The 3,533-nt window shown below is 73.0% G+C and carries 4 protein-coding genes; 2 read left to right on the top strand and 2 right to left on the bottom strand.

Going from position 1 to position 3,533, the window contains the following annotated elements; genetic code table 11:
• The first annotated feature begins 266 nt into the window (after positions 1 to 266).
• Positions 267 to 1,064, top strand: a complete 798-nt coding sequence (locus B9S61_RS24310) for a sugar phosphate isomerase/epimerase (RefSeq protein ID WP_103544157.1) — start codon at positions 267 to 269, stop codon at positions 1,062 to 1,064.
• Positions 1,065 to 1,142: 78 nt separating this feature from the next.
• Here B9S61_RS24310 and B9S61_RS24305 read toward each other — a convergent pair whose 3' ends face one another.
• Complete coding sequence (locus B9S61_RS24305) at positions 1,143 to 1,496, bottom strand: hypothetical protein (protein WP_103544156.1); 354 nt, start codon at positions 1,494 to 1,496, stop codon at positions 1,143 to 1,145.
• Positions 1,497 to 1,577: 81 nt separating this feature from the next.
• Positions 1,578 to 2,537, bottom strand: coding sequence for an EamA family transporter (locus B9S61_RS24300; RefSeq protein ID WP_103544155.1), 960 nt, complete (start codon positions 2,535 to 2,537; stop codon positions 1,578 to 1,580).
• A gap of 110 nt (positions 2,538 to 2,647) precedes the next feature.
• Between B9S61_RS24300 and B9S61_RS24295 the strand changes: the two genes are divergently transcribed.
• A partial coding sequence (locus tag B9S61_RS24295) for a LysR family transcriptional regulator (protein ID WP_103544154.1) occupies positions 2,648 to 3,533 on the top strand: 886 nt, incomplete at its 3' end.

The following is a 3,533-nucleotide window of genomic DNA, read 5'->3' as shown; positions in this document are numbered from 1 at the left end:
CTTGGCGCGCAGTTCCCCGCGCCCCTGGAGTGGTGCGGGAGCGTCGTCGGGTGTCGCGCCGGACGCCGCGGGTCTGAACAGAGTCCGTGACGGGTGCGGGCGCGGGTGCGGGCGCGGGCGCGGGTGGGTGGTGGCTTGGCGCGCAGTTCCCCGCGCCCCTGGAGTGGTGCGGGAGCGTCGTCGGCCGGCGCGGCCGGCGCGCCGGGGTGGGTGACGGAGTAATGAGGTGGAGTCGACCTGGGCGGTCGCGGGTAGTGTCCCATTTTATGAAGCTGGCGTTCTCCACCCTCGGTGTCCCTGGCCTGCCCCTCGCCGACGTGCTGGGCCTCGCGACCGCGCACGGCTACCACGGCGTCGAGTTGCGCGCCCACCCGGAGGAACCCGTCCACCCGGGCCTCACTCCCGCGCAACGTGCCGGTGTCGCCTCCGACTTCAAAACGGCCGGCGTCGAGATCCTGGGCCTCGCCGGATACGTCCGGGTCGCCGCGCCCGGTGAGGACGACGCCGTCATCGGGGAGATCCGGGCCCTCCTCGACCTCGCCCGGGACATCGGCGCCCCGTTCGTCAGGGTGTTCCCCGGCGGCGACGAGCAGACCGCCGAGGAGGCGGACGCGACGGCCGCCCGGCGGCTGGGCACGGCCGCCGAGTACGCGGCAGACCTGGGCGTACGGATCCTGCTGGAGACGCACGACTCGCACCGCACCGGCGCCGACGCGATGCGGGTGCTCGGTCTGGTCGGGCACCGGCAGGTGGGCGCGCTGTGGGACGTGATGCACACCTGGCTCGGGGGTGAGCAGCCCGTGGAGAGCTTCGCGGCGCTCTCGCCCCACCTGGGCTATGTCCAGGTGAAGGACATCGCCTCCGCCGAGGACAGGACGCCTCTTGTCCTCGGGGCCGGCGTCCTCCCGCTCGCCGAGGTCGTCGAGGTCCTCTCCCGGCACAGCTGGGACGGCTGGCTCTGCTGGGAGTACGAGAAGCGCTGGTACGCCGACGCGGCGGCGTTGCCGGAACTGCTGTCGCCCGGGCGGGAGCATGTGGTCCGGCTGCTGAACGAGTCGGCCTGACGGCCGGGGGGAACGCGCCGGCCGGTCCGAGTCGCCGGGCCGGCTCTCCCGGGCCCGCCCGACGACCACCGGTCGCGCTTACAGGACCTGGAAGCCGTACACGAGGTAGGTGTCGGCGCCCGTGAAGGGGGCCGTCGTGTAGGGCTCGAGCACGTTGACCTTCCAGCCCATGCCCGCGCTCCAGAAGACGACCACCTCGTTGGCGCCCGAGGAGAAGGACGTGACGCCGTACTGATCGACCGGGACACCGCCGGGGTTCTCCCAGCGCCTGGCGTGCTCGGCCCCGTTCTCCACGTAGGTCATCCTGACGGCGCTGTCGCCGGTGCCGCAGTCGATCTCGTCGGTGGCGAAGGCGGGTGCTGCCGGAAGCGCGGCAGTCAGTGCGGCGGCTGTCAGGGCACTTATCGCCAATCGCTTGGACCGGCTCTTCATGTGTTTCGGTTCCCTTCCGACGGAGTCGGGGTGCGAATGGCGACTTCATCCTCAGTGGCCGACAAGCAGGTATTCAAGCGTTCAATGAAATTTGGCGTGACGTGATCGCTCGAGGACTCCCGATCCGCTCCCCTCGCTTCCGGCGGCGGGGGCGTCGGCAGCGGGCCGTGGCCCCGGTCCCCCCGGCCGCCGCGGCGTCACCGATGCCAGCGCCACCCCGCCCACCAGCAGGGCCGCCGCCCACCATCGCAGCGGGGTGACGGACTCGCCCAGGAACAGGGCGGCCGAGGACATGCCGAAGACGGGGACGAGCAGGGAGAACGGCGCGACCGTGGAGGCGGGGTGACGGCGCAGCAGCCACCCCCAGGCGCCGAAGCCGAACACCGTGGCGACCCAGGCGACGAAGAGGACCGTGCCGACGCCCTGCCGGTCGAGGGCGCGCAGCGCGTCGAGGTCGGCCGACGGGCCCTCCAGGAGGAGGGAGAGGGCGAGGAGGGGGAGGACCGGGACCGTGCTCACCCAGATCATGAAGTTCAGGGCGTCCGGGGGCGCCGCCCTGCGGGTGAGGATGTTGGAGACGCCCCAGCAGGCCGCCGCCGCGACGACCAGGGCGAAGCCGAGCAGCGGCCCGGAGGCGCCCTCGTCGACCGCCGCCACGCCGATCCCGGCCAGGGCGACCGCCATACCCGCCAGACGGATCCGGGAGGGGCGTTCGCCGAGGAGCGCGAAGGCGAACAGGGCCGTGAACACCGCCTGGATCTGGAGCACCAGGGAGGACAGCCCGCCCGGCATCCCCGCGTCCATGCCGACGAACAGCAGGCCGAACTTGGCCACCCCGAGCGCCAGTCCCACGCCCACGATCCACTTCCACGCCACCGTGGGCCGCCCCACGAGGAACACCGCGGGCGGCGCCGCGACGAGGAAGCGCAGGGCGGAGAAGAGCAGCGGCGGGAAGTGGTCGAGCCCGACCTCGATGACGGTGAAGTTCACTCCCCACACGGCGGTGACGAGGACGGCGAGGAGCACGTGGGACGGTCGCATACGTCGAGGATCACCGCCCGGCACACTTCAGCACCAGCGATGATTCCTGCATGGTTGGATGAAGCACCGCTGATGGATGACGAGTCGCCGACCGACCGGGAGCCGCCGCCATGCTCGACCTCCAGCGTCTGCGCGCCCTGCACGCCGTCTCGGTGCACGGCACCGTCGGTGCCGCCGCCGTGGCGCTCGGATACACCTCCTCCGCCGTGTCCCAGCAGATCGCCAAGCTGGAGCGGGAGACCCGGACGGTGCTGCTGGAGCGGGAGGGCCGGGGCGTGCGGCTGACCGACGAGGCGCATCAGCTGGTGCGTACCGCGCGGGAGCTGATCGCGATCGTAGAACGGGCGGAGACGGAACTGGAGGAGCGGCGCGGGGTGCCGGCCGGCCGGCTGACCATCGCCGCGTTCGCGTCGGCGGCGCGCGGACTGATGCCGTCCGTGCTGGCCGATCTGGCCCGCCGGCATCCCGCGCTGGACACCCGGCTGACCGAGATCGACCCGCATCTCTCCGTGGACCTGGTCGCCAAGGGCGCCGTGGATCTCGTGGTCGCGCACGACTGGGACATCGCGCCGCTGCCCGCCCCGTCCGGGGTGGAGCAGGCGGTCATCGGGGACGACCTGTGCGATCTGCTGGTGCCGGGGGACCATCCCTTCGCGGGGCGTACGGCGGTGCGGCGGGAGGAGCTGGGCGGTGAGCGGTGGATCTGCCAGCCGCCGGGGCGGGTCTGTCACGAGTGGCTGGTACGCACCCTGCGCGCGGCCGGGCACGAGCCCGAGATCGTCCACCAGGCCGACGAGAACCCGACCCTGGTCGCCCTGGTCGCGGCCGGGCTGGGCATCGCGCTGATCCCCCGGCTGGGGCGCGGCCCGCTGCCCGAGGGGGTGGTCGAGGTGCCGCTCGACCCCATGCCCGTACGGCGGCTGTACGCGCTGTGGCGCACGGGGGCGGCGCGCCGCCCGGCGATCGCGGAGACGGTCCGCACGCTGGGCGAGCACT

Origin of the sequence: Streptomyces sp. SM1, from assembly GCF_002910825.1 — a bacterium.
Classification (GTDB): domain Bacteria; phylum Actinomycetota; class Actinomycetes; order Streptomycetales; family Streptomycetaceae; genus Streptomyces; species Streptomyces okerensis.
Note: the sequence above shows the minus strand (reverse complement) of the source record. Positions and strands in the feature narration are given on the sequence as shown.